This window comes from Devosia sp., assembly GCF_041917035.1.
Classification (GTDB): Bacteria; Pseudomonadota; Alphaproteobacteria; order Rhizobiales; family Devosiaceae; genus Devosia_A.
The window spans coordinates 1-17188 of the sequence record NZ_JAYRYM010000063.1; the positions used below are offsets into that span (position 1 = coordinate 1).

The 17188-nt window shown below is 67.5% G+C and carries 15 protein-coding genes; 5 read left to right on the forward strand and 10 right to left on the reverse strand.

All coding sequences use genetic code 11. From position 1 onward, the window contains the following. The 7 genes from ACE3TU_RS08925 to ACE3TU_RS08955 all read right to left on the reverse strand — a co-directional run. Nucleotides 1-283, reverse strand: a 283-nt coding sequence (locus tag ACE3TU_RS08925) for a FadR/GntR family transcriptional regulator (protein ID WP_374622943.1), incomplete at its 3' end; no start/stop codon positions are given. A gap of 85 nt (nt 284-368) precedes the next feature. After that, on the reverse strand, nt 369-1547 hold the full coding sequence (locus ACE3TU_RS08930; RefSeq protein ID WP_374622946.1) for an aminotransferase class V-fold PLP-dependent enzyme: 1179 nt from the start codon (nt 1545-1547) through the stop codon (nt 369-371). 1 nt (nt 1548) lies between these two features. Further along, nucleotides 1549-2451: an ABC transporter permease gene (locus ACE3TU_RS08935; protein ID WP_374622949.1), complete on the reverse strand. Its 903-nt coding sequence runs from the start codon at nt 2449-2451 to the stop codon at nt 1549-1551. Continuing rightward, nucleotides 2448-3380, reverse strand: coding sequence for an ABC transporter permease (locus ACE3TU_RS08940; protein ID WP_374622952.1), 933 nt, complete (start codon nt 3378-3380; stop codon nt 2448-2450). Before ACE3TU_RS08940 ends, ACE3TU_RS08935 begins: the two co-directional genes overlap by 4 nt. An 11-nt stretch (nt 3381-3391) precedes the next feature. Continuing rightward, a complete protein-coding gene (locus tag ACE3TU_RS08945; protein WP_374622955.1) occupies nt 3392-5158 on the reverse strand; it encodes a dipeptide ABC transporter ATP-binding protein in 1767 nt (588 codons plus the stop codon). A 60-nt stretch (nt 5159-5218) separates the two neighbouring features. After that, nucleotides 5219-6826 carry an ABC transporter substrate-binding protein gene (locus ACE3TU_RS08950; protein ID WP_374622958.1) on the reverse strand — a complete coding sequence of 536 codons (1608 nt, stop codon included), beginning with the start codon at nt 6824-6826 and terminating at the stop codon, nt 5219-5221. 259 nt (nt 6827-7085) lie between these two features. After that, on the reverse strand, nt 7086-9470 hold the full coding sequence (locus tag ACE3TU_RS08955; RefSeq protein WP_374622961.1) for a transketolase: 2385 nt from the start codon (nt 9468-9470) through the stop codon (nt 7086-7088). Between the two features lie 113 nt (nt 9471-9583). Between ACE3TU_RS08955 and ACE3TU_RS08960 the strand changes: the two genes are divergently transcribed. Then, entirely contained in the window at nt 9584-10057 is a 474-nt protein-coding gene (locus ACE3TU_RS08960; RefSeq protein WP_374622963.1) for an Lrp/AsnC family transcriptional regulator, read from the forward strand. A gap of 27 nt (nt 10058-10084) precedes the next feature. Here ACE3TU_RS08960 and ACE3TU_RS08965 read toward each other — a convergent pair whose 3' ends face one another. From ACE3TU_RS08965 to ACE3TU_RS08975, 3 genes are all read right to left on the reverse strand, one after another. Continuing rightward, the gene (locus ACE3TU_RS08965) at nt 10085-11374 is read right to left on the reverse strand and encodes an NAD(P)/FAD-dependent oxidoreductase (RefSeq protein ID WP_374622966.1); all 1290 of its coding nucleotides are present in this window, start codon (nt 11372-11374) and stop codon (nt 10085-10087) included. Between the two features lie 102 nt (nt 11375-11476). Further along, the gene (locus ACE3TU_RS08970) at nt 11477-13981 is read right to left on the reverse strand and encodes a cation-translocating P-type ATPase (RefSeq protein ID WP_374622968.1); all 2505 of its coding nucleotides are present in this window, start codon (nt 13979-13981) and stop codon (nt 11477-11479) included. A 64-nt stretch (nt 13982-14045) separates the two neighbouring features. After that, the gene (locus ACE3TU_RS08975; protein ID WP_374622971.1) at nt 14046-14519 is read right to left on the reverse strand and encodes an Hsp20/alpha crystallin family protein; all 474 of its coding nucleotides are present in this window, start codon (nt 14517-14519) and stop codon (nt 14046-14048) included. Between the two features lie 274 nt (nt 14520-14793). On the opposite strand from ACE3TU_RS08975, the gene ACE3TU_RS08980 reads away from it, so the two are divergent. From ACE3TU_RS08980 to ACE3TU_RS08995, 4 genes are all read left to right on the forward strand, one after another. Beyond that, nucleotides 14794-15477, forward strand: a complete 684-nt coding sequence (locus ACE3TU_RS08980) for a Crp/Fnr family transcriptional regulator (RefSeq protein WP_374622973.1) — start codon at nt 14794-14796, stop codon at nt 15475-15477. Between the two features lie 31 nt (nt 15478-15508). Next, on the forward strand, nt 15509-15928 hold the full coding sequence (locus tag ACE3TU_RS08985) for a cytochrome c (protein ID WP_374622975.1): 420 nt from the start codon (nt 15509-15511) through the stop codon (nt 15926-15928). A gap of 81 nt (nt 15929-16009) precedes the next feature. Further along, nucleotides 16010-16834 carry a universal stress protein gene (locus ACE3TU_RS08990; RefSeq protein WP_374622977.1) on the forward strand — a complete coding sequence of 275 codons (825 nt, stop codon included), beginning with the start codon at nt 16010-16012 and terminating at the stop codon, nt 16832-16834. A gap of 4 nt (nt 16835-16838) precedes the next feature. Further along, nucleotides 16839-17188 (forward strand): cation-transporting P-type ATPase (locus ACE3TU_RS08995; RefSeq protein ID WP_374622980.1); only part of this gene is annotated, 350 nt, incomplete at its 3' end.

Genomic DNA, 17188 nt, shown 5'->3' on the forward strand with positions numbered 1-17188 from the left:
TGGTGGGTGCGACGCCCCTGGAGGTCTGCACGCGGGCCACCAGATAGGTGCCGTCGCCGCGGCGGCGGCGGATGATGCCGAGGCCTTCCCAGCGGTTGAGGGCCTCGCGGATGGTGGAGCGACCGACTCCCAGCGCATTGGCGAGCGACACTTCGGGCGGCAGCCGGTCGCCGATCTTCAGTCCGGCACGCTCGATCATGCCGGCAAGGGCATCGAGCACCGCGACGCCGCGCGTGCGCGTCTCCAGCGGCTCAAGAAAATCCAGGGCTCCGTCCTGCTTCACCGCGCTCACTCCTCGTCGCGCCTGCCGGCAGGCACACTCACCACAGTTCGCGCCGTTTGTCAGCCTTGACGGGCCGGCCCGTCCCTCACAGCTTCAGCACGTCGGCCAGGGCACCCACAAGTACATCCATCTGCGGACCGGAATTGTAGCCCTGCACCGAGAGGCGGACGATGGTGTGATCCTGCCACTTGAAGCACGGAATCTCGATGCCGTAGCGATCCATCAGCAGCTTCTGGAACTCGACCATGTCGATGCCGGGGTCGGGAATCGGCATCGAGACCATCTGCGGGGCGCAGAATTCCGGGGTGGAGAGCGCGGCGAGGCCGGTCAGCTCACGGACGCGCTGAGCGGTATCCTGAGCCAGCATCCGGCAGTCGGCTGCAACGCCGTCCCAGCCGTTGTCGCGCCGGAAGTCGAGGGCCGACGGCACCGTCAGCCAGGCGGCCGGGTCGCGGGTGCCCTGCATCTCGAGTTCGTCGATGAACGGAGAATTGCCGAAGGCACCCCTGGCGCCGGGCTGCTTGGATTCGGCGGTCCAGCCGTGGCTGATCACCAGCGGGTTGATCATCCCCTGCAGTTCGGGCCGCACATAGAGAAAGGCGGAGCCCTTGGGCGTCATCAGCCACTTGTGGCAATTGCCGGCATAGAAATCGACGCCCATGGCATCGAGGCGCAGGGGGATATGGCCGGGGGTGTGGGCGCCGTCGATGACGCTGAAGATGCCGCGCTCGCGCGCCACGCGGATCGACGGTTCGATCGGAAAGACCAGTGCCGTGGGCGAAGTGATGTGGCTGAGGAACAGCACCCGGGTGCGGTCGGTCATGCCGGCCAGGACGGCCTCGGTGAAGGCTGCTTCCGACACCAGCGGCATGGGCACCTTGACGGTGACGATCTGCGCACCGGTGCGGCGGGCGACATAGGCCCAGGTCTTTTCGAGGGCGGAATACTCGTGATCGGTGGTCAGGATCTCGTCGCCGGGCTTCAGATCGAGCGACTGGGCGACGATGTTGAGTCCCTCGGTGGCATTGACCAGCCCGACGATATTGTCGGGCCCGGTACCGAGGAAGGACGAGAGCGCGACGCGCGGTGCCCGCATCCGCGCCGTGAGGTCGCGTCCGAGGAAGGCGACGGGCTGGCGCTCGAGCTCGAGCTGGAAGTTCTGGTAGGTTTCGAACACCGGTCGCGGGCAGGCGCCGAACGAGCCATGGTTGAGAAAGACGACATCCTCGCGAAGTAGGAATTGCCGCGCCAGGTTGGAGGACAAGTCAGCGCCCTTTCAGAGTGGGATCGAGGGCATCGCGAAGGCCATCGCCGAACAGCGTGGTCGCGAGTACCGTGATGGCCAGGGCCGCCGTCGGGAAGACGGCCATGTGCCAGTAGAAGAACATGAAGTTCATGCCGGTGTTGATCATCTGGCCCCAGGAGGGCGTGGGCGGCGGCACGCCGATACCCAGGAAGCTCAGGGAGGCCTCGAGCATCATGGCCAGGGGGATGGCGAGCACGAAACCGACAATGATCGGCGACACGGCATTGGGGATGAGGTGGCGGCGAATGACGTAGCCGGGGGAGGCCCCGAGCGCCTGTGCGGCCCGGATGAACTCCTTCTCGCGCAGGGCCTTCACCTGGGCGCGCACCAGAAGGCAGACATTCACCCAGCCGAACAGGGCCGAAATGATGATGATGGTGACGAAGCCGCCGCCGGTCAGCGCTCCGAGCAGGAGGGCGGCGAGCAGCGAGGGCACCACCGAGAAGAGCTCGATGATGCGCATGATCACCCAGTCGGTACGACCGCCGAAATAGCCGGCGAGCGCCCCGAGGGGAATGCCGATCAGCACGCTGAAGGTCGCCGCCGCGAAGCCGATGGTCAATGACACGCGCGCGCCGTAGACGATGCGGGTGAAGAAATCGCGGCCGAGGTCGTCGACGCCGAACCAGAACTCCGCCGACGGGAAGGCGAGCGACTGGGTCAGGAAAGCCTGCGCCGCCGGGTCGGTCTTGGTGAAGAGCGGTGCCAGGATCGCGGCGAGGATGAGGACCAGCATGACCACGCCGCCCGCCACTGCCGCCTTGTTGGCGAGAAAGCGCCGCCAGGCGAACCAGGCGGGGCTGCGGTGCCGCGCAACGGGGGGGACGGCGAGATCCGGGGCCGCCTCGGTCGGGGTGCTCACTTGGGCTGCTCCCCGAAGCGGATGCGCGGGTTGAGCCATGCGTAGCAGATGTCGCTGATCAGGTAGGCAAAGCAGAACATCAGCGTCACCATCAGCACCAGGGCCATCTCGAGCGGGTAGTCACGGTTCTCGATCGAGGAGACGAAGTAGGAGCCGAGGCCGGGCACGCGGAACATCGCCTCGACGAAGATCGAGCCGGTCGCGGTGCCGATGAACATCGGCAGGAACACCGCGACCATCGGGATAGCCGAGTTGCGCAGCACGTGCTGGAAGATGATCCGCCTCTCGCTGAGCCCCTTGGCGCGCAGCGCCGTGACGAACGGACGGTTCAGCGTGTCGAGCATGGCCGAGCGGGTGTAGCGCGCGTAGGTGGCGATCGGGATCGCGGCGTAGGCGACGATGGGCAGGATCCAGCGCTCCGGCTTGCCCCAGCCCGAAGCGGGCAGCCAGTTCAGCCAGACGGCGAAGACGAGGATCAGCAGCATCGAGATGACGAAGACCGGGATGGTCAGCCCGAGCGTGGCGAGCGTGGAGGCGAAGTAGTCTATCCAGGTGTTGCGCCTGAGGGCCGCGGCCATGCCGAGCAGGATGCCGAGCGGCGCACCGATCAGCACACCCAGACCGCCGAGCAGCAGGCTGGGCGGCCAGGCGTCGGCAAGCAGGCTGATCACCGTCTCGCCCGGCGCCTGGTAGGGGAAGCCGAAGTCGAAGACGAGGACGCCCTTCATGTAGTTGATGTACTGCACCCAGAGTGGCTGATCGAGGCCGAGCTTGGCCATCAGGGTGTCGCGGACTGCCTTGGAGACCGGCATGTCGTAGCCGTCGAAGGGGCCGCCGGGGACGGCGTGCATCATCAGGAAGACGATGACCGAGACCACGAAGAAGGTGAAGGCGATGGAGAGCAGGCGCCGGAGGATGAACAGGACCATGGGCGCTCCCGCTAGTTGGTGACGATCGCTTCGACCAGATGGCCGGGAGCGACGCTCACGAGTTGGGGGAGGTCGCCGGGCATGGCGGGACCGGCAAGGGCGTCGGCGGCGAGGCGGGGCACCGCTGCCTCGATCTCGGCGGCCTTGAGGAAGGTGCGCTGCCGCTTGTCGCGCGGATTGGTGGCGGGGATCGCGTCGAGCAGGGCGCGCGTATAGGGGTGGCGAGGTGAGGCGAACAGGGCGGCGGTCGGCGCCTGTTCGACGATGCGGCCGCGATACATCACCACCACGCTGTCGGTTAGCGAGCGCACGACGCTGAGATCGTGGCTAATGAACAGCATCGAGAGGCCCATCTCCTTCTGCAACGCCTTGAGCAGCCCGATGATCTGCGCCTTGACCGTCACGTCGAGGGCCGAAGTCGGCTCGTCCGCCACAAGCACCGAGGGGCCGAGGATGAGGGCGCGGGCAATGGCGACGCGCTGCCGCTGGCCGCCGGACAGTTCGTGCGGGTAGCGGCTGGCGAAGCTGCGGTCGAGGCCGACCCGCTCGAGCCAGTCGTGGGCCAGCTCGTTGCGCTGGCGGGGCGTCATGAGGCCGTGGATGTGGAGCGGCTCGGTGATGATCTCGGTCAGCGTCATCACCGGATCGAGCGCCGAGTAGCTGTCCTGGAAGACGACCTGCATCCGGCGGCGGAAGGATTTCAGCGCGGCGCTGTCGAGGGTGCTGATGTCGGCGCCGTCGACGAGGATGCGGCCGCCGGTCGGCTCGACCAGTCGCAAGGCCATCATCCCGGTTGTGCTCTTGCCCGAACCGGATTCGCCGACCAGTCCGACGATGTTGTTGCGCGGCAGCGTCAGGTTGACGGCACGCACTGCGTGGTGGTCGACGTAGCTGGCGAAAACGCGCCCCTGGCGGCGCAGCTTGAACACCTTGGACAGGTCGCGCAGTTCGAGGGCGGGAGCGACAGCGGCGGGCTCCGCTTCCGGCGCACGCACTGTGCCTGCCGCAAGGCTGGCCAGCAGCTGCCGGGTGTAGCTGTGCGCGGGGGCGTCGAAGATCTGCTGCACCGGGCCCTCCTCCATCACCCGGCCGCCGTACATGACGACCACGCGGTCGACGGTCTCGGCGATGACCCCGAGATCGTGGGTGATCATGATCAGTGCCATGCCGAGTTCGGCCTGGAGCTGCTTGATGAGCTGCAGGATCTGCGCCTGGATGGTGACATCGAGCGCGGTGGTGGGCTCGTCGGCGATCAGCAGCTTGGGCCGGCACGAGAGCGCCATGGCGATCATCGCGCGCTGCAGCATGCCGCCCGAGAGCTGGTGGGGGTAGTGACCGAGCACGTCCCCGGCGTTGAGGATCTCGACGCGCCGCAACAGCTGTTCGGCTTCGGCGAGGGCCTCTGCCTTGCTGACCCGGCGATGGGTGCGGATGGTTTCGACGATCTGGTGGCCGATGGTGAATACGGGATCGAACGCCGTCATCGGATCCTGGAAGATCATGGCCGCGGCCTTGCCGCGCAGCGCCGAGAGGGTCCGGCCGTCGGCCTTCAGCACATCCGTGCCGTCCAGCTCGAGGCGCTCGGCGCTGATCCGCGCCGTCGGCGCGAGAAGGCGCATCAGCGCCATGCAGGTCACCGATTTCCCGGAGCCGGACTCGCCGACGATGCCGAGGCTCTCGCCCTCCGCCACCGTCAGGCTGACACTGCGCACGGCCTCGACCATGCCGCCGTGCTGGGCAAAGCCGACCTTCAGTCCCCTGATGTCCACGAGTGCCATTGAGGTGCCCCGGCCGCTGATGGAGCTCCCCGGCAGGACCGGGGAGCTCCTCATTGCCTTCTACTTCACAGAGACGTGCGAGTAGAGGAAGTTGCCGATACGATCGAGCGGGGTGAAGCCCTTCGAGTTGGGCGTGACGCCCGGACCCGAGATGTCCTCGCTGACCGCGGCCATGATGATCGGGTGCACGAGCGGCACGATCATGCCCTGGTCGATCATCACCTGCTCGGCCTGCTCGTAGAGCTTGACGCGCTCGTCCCAGTTCGGATTTGCGTCCGCGTCCTTCACGAACTTGTCGAACTCGGCCACGTGGTAGCTGTGACGGCCCCCGTTGTAGAAGATGCCGTAGAAGTTCGACGGGTCGAGGTAGTCGTACTCATAGGGCGCGATGTAGATGTTGTTCTTGCGCGCCAGCATGCCTTCCATCCAGTCCTTGCCCGGCATGACCTTGATGTTCATGGTCACGCCCAGGATGTCCTTGAACTGGGCCTGCAGGTACTGCGCCATCGGGGGCAGGATGGCACCGTTGTAGCCGCCTTCCTCACGGAACCAGATCTCGATGGTGGGGAAGCCCTCGCCATTGGGGTAGCCGGCCTTGGCCATCAGTTCCTTGGCCTTGGCAGGGTCGAACACGGCCTGCTTGGCGACGTTCTCGCTGTACCCGGGATAGCCGGGCGCGAGGATCGAGTGCGCCGGGATGGCGATGTCCTTGAGCACGGTCTGAGTCAGCTCGTCGCGGTTGACGGCGTAGTAGAAGGCGCGGCGCACATCGGCATTGTCGAACGGCGCGGCCTCCAGATCGAACGAGATGTACGAGGTGGCGAACACCGTGTTGGTGCGAATGGCGTCGGGGAAGCGCTGCTTCACCACCGGGATCTGGCCGGCGTTGAGATAGGTGAAGGCCGCGTCGCCGGCGAGGAAGGCGGGCATGCCGACTTCAGGCGCGCCGAGCGTGGGATCCATGGTCAGTTCGTCGACCTGCGCCGCCCAGGGGCCGGTATAGGTCTCGTTCTTGACGAGGGTCGCGGTGTTGTTCGACTTTTCCCAGGACTTCAGCTTGAACGGGCCCGAGGACACGACGTTTTCGACCTGCGTCGACCAGTCGTCGCCAAACTTGTCGAACTGGTGCTTGGGCACCGGGTACCAGAGCGAAACGACGCTCGGCATGTAGGGCTTGGGTCCGGTCGAGGTGATCTCGAGGGTGGTGTCGTCAACCGCCTTGAGACCCAGGGTCTCGGGGCCGGCCTTACCCTCGGTGACTTCCTTCCAGTTCTTGATGCCGCCGGCGAAATCCCAGTACCAGGCGAAATCGTAGCCGCCCGTGGCGGCGTGCTGGAGGGCGAACACGTAGTCCTCGGCGGTCAGCGGCTCGCCGTCGCTCCAGACGAGCCCCTGCCGGAGCTTGAAGGTCCAGGTGAGCCCGTCGGCCGACTGCGTCCAGCTCTCGGCCGCGAGCGGGGTGAGCTGATACTCATTGTCGAAGCTGGTCAGCGGCACCTGCAGCAGCTCGGAGCCCGAGGCACGTGCGTAGACCGTCTTCATGTAGTCCATGTAGGTGCCGGTGGTGGACCCACCCGGTACCGTCAGTTTCGTCTGCGCCAGCGCCGGAGCCGCGGTCAGACCCGCGGCCAGCGCGATGGCGCCGACAAGTTTCAGCATCGCGTTCATAAAGCTCCCTCCTTGTTAAAGAGCCGATTGAGGTCCCTGGGCGGGGCCGATGGCATGCATGATGGAATGCCCTCCGGTCCCGCCAAGACATGCGGCATGTCGGAAAAGCATACGCCCCCGATCGCCAGCGTGACAGCCCGCTCCCCTCGCGGCAGCTGCCATATGACATATGTCTGACAAAGTGTGCCACGATTGGCAAGCGGCTGTGCAGCGGAAATGCAGATTCGATGCGACGCCGGCGCGTCGCCGCCCGGCCGGCTCACCGGGCACCCGCAACGAAGCTGCCGGCGGCCTCGGCGATGGCGCGGGCGTCGATCTCGAAGTGGCGGTAGAGGGCGCTGACCGAGCCGGTCTGCCCGAAATGCTCGACCCCCAGGGTGATGGCGCGATGGCCGAAGACGCTGCCCAGCCAGCCCAGGGTCGCGGGATGGCCGTCGATGGCCGTGACGAGGCCGGCATGGCGCGGCACCTGGGCGAGGAGTGCCTCGACATGGCAGGTGGCCGCGGCGTCGCCGTGCCTCCGGGCGCGCTGGGCGGCATGCCAGCCGGCGTTCAGCCGGTCGGCGCTGGTGATGGCAAGCACGGCGACATTGCGTCGATCACCGCCGATGCGGCCGGCGGCCTCGATGGCTTCGCTGGCGAGCACGCCCTGGTAGGCGATGACGACCTCGCATCCGGGTTCGGGACGGCGCAGCCAGTACCCACCGCGAATGACATCGGCGGCGAGAGGGGCCTGCATCGGGCGCGGCGGTTGCTCGATGGTGCGGGTAGAGAGGCGCAGGTAGACCGAACCGCCCGAGATGTCACGCGGCCAGTCGGCAAGGTCGACGCGGGCCGCGCCATCGCGCTGCATGTAATCGAAGGCCCAGTCGACGATGATCGCGAGTTCGTCGGCAAAGGCCGGCTCGAAGCTCGCGAGCCCGTCCTGTGCCATGCCGATGAGCGGTGTCGCAATCGACTGGTGCGCGCCGCCCTCGCCGGCGAGCGAGACGCCCGAGGGGGTGGCGACGAGCAGGAAGCGCGCATCCTGGTAGCAGGCGTAGTTGAGGGCATCGAGCCCGCGCGAAATGAAGGGATCGTAGAGCGTGCCGACCGGCAGCAGCCGCTCGCCGAACAGGGAATGGCTGAGGCCGGCGGCGCCGAGCAGCAGGAACAGGTTCATCTCGGCGATGCCCAGTTCGATGTGCTGGCCTTCGGGGGTGAACTGCCACTTCTGCGTGCTGGGGATGCGCTCCTTGTGGAACAGGTCGACCTGCTCGCGTGGCGCGAACAGGTGTCGTCGGTTTACCCAGGCGCCGAGATTGGTCGAGACGGTCACGTCGGGCGAGGTGGTGACGATGCGGCGCGCCATGTCGCTGTCGGACCGGGCGATCTGGTCGAGGATGCGGCCGAAGGCGGCCTGGGTCGAGGTTGGTCCGGTGCCGACGAATTGCGGGCCGATGGTGGCGACAGGCGGCGATGCGAGCCGCCGGTCGGCCGTTCGCGCAAACGGCACTGTCGCCAGGAAGCGCTCGATGTCGGCGGGGGCCTGCGGCAACCCAGCAAAGCGCTCCCACTCCTCGCCCGGGCGGATGCCCATCGCCTCGCGCAGGCCTTCGATCTGCGCCGTGGTCATCTGGCCGGCATGGTTGTCCTTGTGCCCGGCGAGCGGGGTGCCCCAGCCCTTGACCGTATAGGCGATGAACACCGTCGGTCGGTCGGATGTGACGGCCTCGAACTGTTCGAGGAGGCTCTCGACGCAGTGGCCGCCGAGGTTGGCCATCAGCGCGGCGAGTTCGGCGTCATTGCGCCGGTCGAGGAGCGCGGTCACCGGACCCTGGTCGCCGATCTCGTCGGCCAGGCGCTCGCGCCAGGCCGGGCCGCCGCGGAACATCAGGGCCGAGTAGAGATCGTTCGGGCAGGCGTCGATCCAGGCCTTCAGCCGGTCGCCACCGGGCTCGGCGAAGGCGCGCCGCTGCCGGGCGCCGTACTTGAGCGTCACCACGTCCCAGCCGAAGGCGGAAAAGATCGCCTCGATGCGCTCGTAGAGTCCCTCGCGCACGACGCCGTCGAGGCTCTGCCGGTTGTAGTCGACCACCCACCAGGTGTTCCGCAGCCCGTGTTTCCAGCCCTCGAGCAGGCATTCGTAGATATTGCCCTCGTCAAGCTCGGCATCGCCGACGAGGCCGATCATGCGGCCCTCGCCCCAGTCCCTGCGGGCCCAGGGCTTGAGCCGGACGTAGTCCTGGATCAGCGACGCGAAGGCGGTGAAGGCGACGCCGAGGCCGACCGAACCCGTCGAGATGTCGACATCGTCGGTGTCCTTGGTGCGCGACGGATACGACTGGGCGCCGCCGTAGCTGCGGAAAGCCAGCAGCTTGTCGCGCGTCTGCCGGCCGAACAGATACTGGATGGCATGGTAGACCGGGGCGGCGTGCGGCTTTACCGCGACGCGGTCCTCGGGTCGCAAGACGCCGAAATAGAGGGCGCTCAGGATGGCCGTCATCGAGGCCGAGGAGGCCTGGTGGCCGCCGACCTTCACGCCGTCGGGGTTGGGGCGGATGTGATTGGCATGGTGGATCATCCAGTTCGAGAGCCAGAGCGCCTTGTGCGCCAGCGCCTCGATCATGGCGATCCGATCTATCCCTGCCCGGCTGCCATGCATGGCTGGCCCTCCCCGCACCGGATGCTGCGCTGGATTGCCGGGTGGGTTCTGTCTATCTTGAGCGAGATGTCGTTCATCTGCGCAGGAAATGCGCCATCTGAGGTCTAATAGTGGTGAAATCTGCCAATCTGCCGCTGAGCGGCATCGACCGGAAGATCCTGCGGGCCCTGCAGGAGGACGGACGGATGACCATCCAGGCCATCGCCGACCGGGTGGGCCTGTCCGCCTCGCCATGCCTGAGACGCATCCGGCAGATGGAGGAGGCGGGCATCATCACCGCCTACAGCGCCACCGTCGACCAGAAGGCGGTGGGACTGCCGGTCTCGGTGTTCATCTCGATCAAGCTCGAGCGGCAGCGGGCGGCCGAGCTCGACCGGTTCGGGGCGGCAGTGAAGAGCTGGCCGGAGGTGATGGAGTGCTACCTGATGACCGGGCAGTTCGACTTCCTGCTGCGGGTCGTCTGCGCGGACCTTGGCGCCTACGAGGCGTTCCTGAGGGACAAGCTGACCCAGCTCGAAGGCGTCGGCTCGATCGAGTCGAGCTTCTCGCTGGGGCAGGTGAAGTACTCGCGCGTGTTGCCGGTCTAGGACCCGGCGCCGGTGGCGACGGCGCGGCTACCGCTTCTCGGTCGTGACGGCCTTCAGCTTGTCGATGCCGAGGGCCTGCATGGCGAGCTTCTCGTAGAAGGGCTCGCTGCGACCGGACTTGATCTTGTGCAGGAAGTACTTCTCGAAAGCGACCTTGGCGGTGTGCACCCACTTGCCCTCGGACGACCAGCTGACATTGCGCGGCGGAATCTGCGGCTGCGCCACGAAGGCGATGCCGCTGTCGCCGAAATCGGCGAGGCAGACGGCGTTCCAGGTCGGGATCGAGTCCGGCTGCCGACCGGCAACGAGGGCGGCAATGTTGTGCGCCGTCGCGGTCACCATGGACTCGATCATGAAGCCGGTCTTCGGCACACCCACGGGGACCGGGGTCTTGCCCATCGGCGGAATGGCGACGCACACACCGACCGAGAACACATCGGAGAAGGTCGGGTTCTGCTGGTATTTGTTGGCGAGAATGAAGCCGCGCGGGTTGGTCAGCCCCTCGATGCCGCGCACCGCCTCGACGCCGCGGAAGGCGGGCAGCATCATCGAATAGGCGAACGGCAGTTCGTGCGCCCGGGCGACGCTGCCGTCCTCGGCCATCTCCGAGACAAACAGCTTGCCCGGCTCGAACTTGTCCACCTTGGCATTGGTGATCCACTTGATGTGCTTGTCGCGCATGGCGCTTTCGAGCAGGCCCTTGGTGTCGCCGACGCCGTCGAGACCGAGATGGCCGATATAGGGCTCGGAGGTGACGAAGGTCATCGGCACCTTGTCGCGCACCTTGGCGTCGCGCAGGGCCTTTTCGAGAATGAACGCGAATTCGTAGGCCGGACCGAAGCACGAGGCGCCCTGCACGGCGCCGATGATCACCGGGCCGGGATTGGCGACCAACGCGTCGAAAGCCGGCTTGGCGTGCAGGGCGTGGTCCACATGGCAGACCGACTGGGTATTGTGCTCGGGGCCGAAGCCCTCGATCTCGTCGAAGGCCAGTTCCGGTCCGGTGGCGATCACCAGGTAGTCGTAGGTGACCGAGGTGCCATCATTGAGCTCGATGCGGTGCTCGGCCGGATGCACCCGCCTGGCGCCCTGGGGGTGCAGCTTGATATTTCGCTTGGCAAATACCGGCTCGAGGTCGGTTGTCACATCGGCCCGCCCACGCCAGCCAACGGCAACCCATGGGTTGGACGGGACGAAGGAATACTGGCTGCCCTTGTTGACCACCGAGACGCGGTGCTCCGCTCCCAGGATGTCCCGCAACTCGTAGGCCATGATGGTGCCGCCCAGACCGGCACCGAGTACGACGACTTCAGCCATATCCTGCTCCCTCGCGGCCGCTTCGCCGCTTTCTCGTGTTCAGATATATTAGCAAATTCGAAAATATCGAAATTTGACCTATGACAAATCGCCGCTGACGCCTCATCGCCCGCCTCCGATGCGCCGGACGGCGGGAATGAGCCGCAGCAGGTCGATCGCGGCGAGCGCCGCGAGGGCAGCGCCGAGGGCGAGCACGATCTGCCCGGGCGAGGGCAGACCGAAGTAGAACAGCTCGCGCAGCGCGGGGACAGCGAGCGCAGCCACCATCAGCGCCGTCACCGTGCCACCGATGATCCAGAACCACTTGTGCGGCAGGGTGCTGCCGCCGGCGAGGGCGGCGCGCTGGGAGGAATTCACGAAGACCAGCCCGACATCGCCGGCGACCAGGGTGATCAGCGTCATGGCCCGGGCGATGTCGTCATCCGTTCCGGCCGCCAGCATGCCCCAGTAGATGCCGAACACGGCCACCAGCAGAATGGTGCCCTGCAGGAGTCCGAGGAGGATCTGCGGCAGGCCCGCCACCGACTCTGTCCGGCGTCGCGGCGGTCGTTGCATCAGGTCGCGCTCGGCAGGGGTGGTTTCAAAGGCGATGGCGCACATCGAATCGACCACCATCTCGAGGATCACCACGTGCAGCGGCCACAGGGCCACCGGCAGGCCGAACAACACCGGGAGCAGTGCCAGGCCGGCGATCGGCACGTGGATGGCGGCAATATAGATCATCACCTTGCGCAGGTTGTCGAAGATGCGGCGGCCCATGCGCACCGCATCGATGATGTGGTTGAAATCGTCATCGAGCAGCACGATGTCGGCGGCCTCGCGCGCCACGGCCGTCCCCCGCTTGCCCATGGCGATGCCGATGTCGGCGGCCTTGAGCGCGGGGGCGTCGTTGACGCCGTCGCCGGTCATGGCAACGCTTTCGCCGGCCGCCTGCAGCGCGGTGACGAGAGAGAGCTTCTGGTCCGGGCGGACACGGGCAAAGACATCGACATCGCACGCCGCGCGCGCGAGTGCCTCGGGACCGAACGCGGCCAGATCGCCACCAGTGACAACGCCGGCCCCCACCGCCAGCCCGGCCTCCGTGGCGATGGCGCGCGCGGTCTCGGGGTAGTCCCCGGTGATCATCTTGATGCGGATGCCGGCCTCATGCGCCTCAGCCACCGCACTCCGCACGGTGCTGCGCACCGGATCCTCGAAGGCGGCGAGACCGAGGAAGCGGAAGGCGAACTCGTGCTGGGCGGCCGGCAGATCGCCGTCGGGGACCTCGGCCGCGGCAATGCCGAGAACACGCAGACCGCGGCGGGCCAGGCCGTGCACACGCGCGAGAACGTCCTCGGCCGCGGCCGGCTCGAGGCGGCAGAGGGCGACGATGGCTTCCGGTGCACCCTTGGATGCGACCATCAGGCGGTGGTCGCCTTCGCTCCAGACCTGAGAGACGGCGAGCAGTTCGGGGGTCAGTCCGTATTCGCGCTCGAGGGCGCGGCCATTGTCGCCGGTGAGCGTTGCGGCCGAGTCGGCAAGGTCGACGATGGCGAGGTCCATGGGGTCGTGGCTGCCGCGTCGGGAGGCGAGGAGTGCGGTCTCCAGCAACTCGGCGAAGGGCCCCGCGACAAGGGCGCCGGAGCCGAGTTCGAGGCTCTCTCGGCCGGTATCGAGCAGCCGCAGCCGCATCCGGTTTTCCGTCAGGGTGCCGGTCTTGTCGACGCACAGGCACGTCGCCGAGCCCAGGGCCTCGATCACCGCCGACCGACGGACGAGGACGCGGACCTGTGCCAGGCGCCAGGCGCCGATGGCGAGCAGCACGGCGAGCGCCACCGGGAACTCCTCCGGCAGCATGGCCATGCCGAGGGCGATGCCGGACAGGATGCCCTGCAGCCAGTCACCGAGCGCGAGGCCGTAATAGGCCACGAGACCGGCGCACACGATGATCGCGATGATGCCGAACAGCCGCACGAGCCGCGCCGTGGTGCGCTGCAGGTGGGTCGGGCCGTCGACAATGGCGGCGAGGGATGCGCCCAGCTTGCCGGTCTCGGTCCTGGCGCCGGTGGCGGTGACGTGGATGGCGCCATGGCCCCGCACCACAAGCGTGCCGGCGTAGGCCTGGTTGTCGGCGGCGAGCTTGTCCACCGCGACGCTTTCTCCGGTAAGCAGCGATTCATCGATGCTGAGGCCCTCGGCCTCGATGACCTCGCCGTCGGCCGGCACCCTCTCGCCTTCGGAGAGAAGGGCGACATCGCCCGGTACGACCAGGCGTGCCGGGATGCGGCGCTCGACACCGTCGCGCAATACCGAGGCGACGGGCGCGCCCAGCTCTCGCAGGGCCTTCAGGGCGTTCTCGCTGCGCTGCTCCTGGACGACCATCAACGAGATGGTGAACAGGGCAAAGACCAGCAGCATCACGCCCTCGGCGGCGTCGCCGATGACGAAGTAGACCACCGCGGCGACGATGAGGAGCAGCAGCACCGGTTCGCTGGCCACCCCCAGCAGGCTGCGCCAGAAGCTGCGAGCGGCCGCTTCCGGGATTTCGTTCGGGCCCACCTCGGCGAGGCGGCGTTGCGCCTCGGTTTCGCTCAGGCCCGTGGTGATGGAGAGCGGCTTGACGGTCATGCCCCTTGTTAGGGCGGGCCGATGCGGCGTTCCTTGAGCGAGGTCAAAATCGCCAGTCGCGGTGCTATGGGTTGATCGCGATGCGACGCACCCGGTCGCCACCGCCGGCCGGCCTTGCGATGGTGATGGTCAGCACACCGCGGTCGAGGCCGGCCTCGATCCGGTCCGGATCGACGGCATAGGGCAAGGTGAAGCGGCGCTCGAAGGCGCCGAAACTGCGCTCGTTGGCGTAGTGGTCACCCGACTTGCGGCGGACGTCGGAGCGCTTCTCGCCGTGGATCTCGATGGTCCGGTCGGTCGCGCTGATCGAGATGTCGCGCACGTCGACACCCGGCAACTCGAGGCGAATGGTCAGGCTCTCGTCGGCCTCGTGCACCTCGGCGCCGGGCGAGAACTCGAAGCTGCCGGAAGACGACGATCCGGATGCCGCCCCAAGGACGTCCGACAGCCGCTCGATCTGCTGCCGCAGCGGGCCGAGCAGGGCGTCACCACGCTCCGCCGAAAGGGCCATGTCCCGAAGGTCCCGAAAACCTACCATGGCACATCCCTCCTCATCCCGCGCGCTCCGACACCTTGGAAAGCTAGCGAACGGTCCCGGTCGCCGGATTGACGCAGGTCAAATCCGCCGGCCGCCGGGAATGCCAGTCTTGCCGGCAAGAAATGGCAGCGGAGGTGCTCGATTGTCGGCGGCTGACCCGGGACCGAGCGACAGCGTGCAGTGCGAGCACTGCGCGGTGCGCAGCCGTGCCCTGTGCGCGGCCGCAACTGTCGAGGGCCTGCGGGACCTGCGCCGCTGGTCCAGGGTGCGTCGGGTGGCCGCTGACGAGGTCATCCTGGCCGACCATGGCGAGTCGGGCTTCGTCGGTTCGGTGGTGGCCGGCGCGCTGCGACAGGTCAAGACCATGCCGGATGGTCGCGAACAGGTGGTCGGGCTGATCTTCCCCGGAGAGTTCTTCGGGCGTCCGTTCCGCGCGACATCCGATTTCAGCTACGAGGCAGCGGTGGACAGCGAGATCTGCATCACGGAGCGTCGGGTCTTCGAATCGCTGCTGCGCCGGCACCCGGAGGTCGAGCACCAGCTGCTGCTGCAAACAATGAACGAACTGGCAGCGGCCCGGGAGCGGTCTCTGCTGCTCGGTTCGCTCGACACCCTCGAGCGCGTGGCCACCTACCTGCTGGTGATGGTCGCCCGTCGCGAGCAGATGCTGTCGCGGATCGGGCAGGATCCGCATTTCGAGGTCGCCGCCTCGCTGATCAGCCGCAAGGACCTTGCAAGCTATCTGGGCACCACGATCGAGACCATCAGCCGGCACGTCCACCATCTGTCGCGCAACGGGATCATCCGGATCATCGACAGCAGCCATTTCGAGGTGCTCGATCATGAGCGGCTGCTGTCCGTCTCGGGGGTTACGCGGGACGATCTGAAGCTGTTCGAGGTCGCCGAGGCCGTCCCCCCGCTTGATGCCGGTCAAACCCGGCAGCTCCGGACGGACTAGCCTCGAGAACATAAGTGAGAAGGAGAGCAACTTGAGGCAGGCACTTGTAGCGCTGGCATGCGGCGGCATGCTGCTGTCGCCGACCCTCGCCCAGGAGGGGGCGCGGGAGGTGACGTTCGGGGCCGTCACATATGCCCTTTCCTGCGCGGTGTGCCATGGCGAGGCCGGGCACGGAGACGGCGAGATGGCCGACGAGCTGGCCGTCCCGGCGGCCGACCTCACCGGCATTGCACAGCGCAACGGCGGCGTCTTTCCCGCCGAGCGGGTCGCCGAGGTGATCCGCGGCGGCAGCGCCGTCACCACGCATGGCGGCCAGATGCCGGCCTGGGGGCTGGTCTTCCTGAAGGATCCGTCGGGACCGGCGGACGGACAGCCCGCCACGTCGACGGCGGTCGAGAGGCGCATTGCGGAACTGGTGGCGTTTCTCGAGAGCATCCAGGCGAAGCCGTAAGCCCGACGCCGCTTGATCAAGCTCAAGGCGGCGGAGCCGTGCGTGGCTAGGGTCGACGTCGCCCCAGCAAGGAGCCATGCCGTGGACCTCAAGACCCTTCTCGTTCACATCGACGCCGAGGCGCCGTCGCCCGCCCTGATCCGATGCGCCATCGACATGGCGCAACGTCACGGCGCCGGCCTGTTCGGTGTCGCCGGGGTGCAGCCGGCGGCAGCGCGCGTTGGCTTCGACGGCGCGGCGCTGGCCGCCGCCTGGTACGCCGAGGAGCGCGAACAGGCCGAGGCCGCCCTGAAGCGCGCCGAAGACCAGTTCTACGCGCTGGTGCCCAAGCAGACCAAGCACGGTTTTCGCAGCTTTCTAGACAGCCCCAATGCCGCCGTCGCGGCGATGGCCCACCGCGCGGACCTGATCCTGGTCGGCTCGCATCCGGCCGGGCGTGCGGATCACGAACGTCATCTCGATGTCGGCGAACTGGTGCTCGCGGCCGGACGTCCGGTGCTGGTGGTGGGGAGCGGCGTGATGCAGGTCTGGGCCGACAAGGTGGTGATTGCCTGGAAGGACACGCGGGAGGCGCGACGTGCCGTTGCGGATGCCCTGCCGCTGCTGCGCACCGCCAGCGAGGTGCTGGTCGCCGTTGTCGATGAAGGAGACGAGCACGCGGCGCGGCAGAGCGCCGACGAACTTGCGGGCTGGCTCGATTCGCACGGGGTCAATCCACGCAGCGCTCTGCTCGCGCTGGAGGAGGGCGGGCATGCCGCCACGATCGCCGAGGCGGCAGAACGAATGGGGGCCGATCTCGTCGTCGCCGGGGGCTATGGGCACAGCCGGATGCGGGAGTGGCTGCTCGGCGGCATGACGCGGGGACTCCTGGCCGAGACGACGCTCAACCGCCTGTTCTCCAACTAGCGGGATGCGCCTGCCTCGCGACCTGTGGCGGCAGAGGAAGGGCCCGGCCGGGTCGGCGGTCCTTCACCTGTCCGGCCTGACGCCCGAGGCGGCCGCTGCCGCCGTCGGCTCTGTTGCGGGCGGACTGAGTTCCGCGGATGTCGATCAGCGGCGGCGCCGCTACGGGCCCAACCAGTTGGCGGACCGGCAGGCGCTGCTGCCGCTCGGTGTGCTCGCCAGCCAGTTCCGCTCGCCCTTCGTGCTGATCCTGCTCGCGGCGGCGCTTCTGTCCTTTCTGGTCGGAGAGGGCGATCAGGCGCTGATCATCGTGGCCATCGTGCTCGCCAGCTCGCTGCTCGGCTTCTTCCAGGAATA

Excerpts from the sequence above, each read along its gene's own strand:
- ACE3TU_RS08940 (WP_374622952.1), bottom strand. The coding sequence starts at position 3,380 with ATGGTCCTGTTCATCCTCCGGCGCCTGCTCTCCATCGCCTTCACCTTC.
- ACE3TU_RS08945 (WP_374622955.1), bottom strand. The coding sequence starts at position 5,158 with ATGGCACTCGTGGACATCAGGGGACTGAAGGTCGGCTTTGCCCAGCAC.
- ACE3TU_RS08950 (WP_374622958.1), bottom strand. The coding sequence starts at position 6,826 with ATGAACGCGATGCTGAAACTTGTCGGCGCCATCGCGCTGGCCGCGGGT.
- ACE3TU_RS08955 (WP_374622961.1), bottom strand. The coding sequence starts at position 9,470 with ATGCATGGCAGCCGGGCAGGGATAGATCGGATCGCCATGATCGAGGCG.
- ACE3TU_RS08965 (WP_374622966.1), bottom strand. The coding sequence starts at position 11,374 with ATGGCTGAAGTCGTCGTACTCGGTGCCGGTCTGGGCGGCACCATCATG.
- ACE3TU_RS08970 (WP_374622968.1), bottom strand. The coding sequence starts at position 13,981 with ATGACCGTCAAGCCGCTCTCCATCACCACGGGCCTGAGCGAAACCGAG.
- ACE3TU_RS08975 (WP_374622971.1), bottom strand. The coding sequence starts at position 14,519 with ATGGTAGGTTTTCGGGACCTTCGGGACATGGCCCTTTCGGCGGAGCGT.